The sequence below is a fragment of the Streptomyces sp. NPDC002130 genome (assembly GCF_040296465.1).
Classification (GTDB): Bacteria; Actinomycetota; Actinomycetes; order Streptomycetales; family Streptomycetaceae; genus Streptomyces.
Map to the genome: position 1 here is coordinate 1 of NZ_JBEOXI010001285.1, position 1,029 is coordinate 1,029.

The following is a 1,029-nucleotide window of genomic DNA, read 5'->3' on the forward strand; positions in this document are numbered from 1 at the left end:
GGACCGTCAGTGACATCGTCCAGGCGGTCGTTGAGGTACTCGAGATCCCCGTCCATGATGCGGAGTCGGTAGTGAACGAGACCTATGGACAGCTGAGCGCCTCGCGTCTGCTGGTGTGAGAATCCAGTGACAGGCAACCACGTACCGCAATTCCGGGCGCACTACCTGTGGGTTGATGCGATTGTGCGCGGCCCCGCCATCCCTGAACTCGGTGTCGTCGAGCATCGAATTGCGAGCCCCTGGCCTGCGGGATACGACGTCGGGGTCAGGATCGAGCGAAACCGATCGACGTTCGGGCTCTGGGACGCCTCCATCGAATCGACCATCGACGGCAGCAGTGACACGCTGACCGGTCTCGACGCCCTCCACCTCGCAGAGAACGTGTACCGCAGCGTGCACCGGGATGTCATGAAAGCCGCCCATGGCGAAAAGTGGACTCGCCTGCACGCTGCTCTGGTCGACTGCGACGGTGTGCGAGTGGCAATCGCCGGACACTCCGGCGCCGGCAAGACCACCTTGGCTCTCGCCCTCGCTTTACGGGGCGCACAATTGCGCGCTGACGAAGGCGTCTTCATTCGTGGCACCGAATCGGTGGGCTTACCGCGTCGAGTTCACCTCAAAGCCGGTACGTTCGATGTTCTCCCCGAGGTCAAGGCACACGATTCGCTGTATCTCCCGTATGCCCCGCCGGTGTGGGCGCTGGACCCGTCAACTCTGTCGATACCGCCAGACGCTGACTCGGCGGTTCGCGGAATCGACCTGGTGCTGATCCTCGATGGATGGGACGAGGGGACGACACGCATCGCACCGATGCCTGCAGCCCAGGCGATACAGTCACTGGCCGAGCAATCAGCCCTGTGGTCCGACAATCACGGATTGACTCTGAGAAATACCGCTGCTCTACTCTCGAATGCCCCGTGCTACAGAATGATTCGGCATCACGGCGACGAGAAGCTGGTCAAGCCGATCCTGGACAAGCTGGAGAAGGCGGTCGGCGCCAAGGTCGAGGTGCGCTACGGCGACAGCGCC

1 pseudogene is annotated in these 1,029 nt (G+C 62.5%); it reads left to right on the forward strand.

Annotation, left to right across the window (positions count from 1 at the left end):
* Nucleotides 1-126 precede the first annotated feature (126 nt).
* Nucleotides 127-1,029: pseudogene (locus tag ABT116_RS50315) on the forward strand (hypothetical protein); the annotation flags it as partial.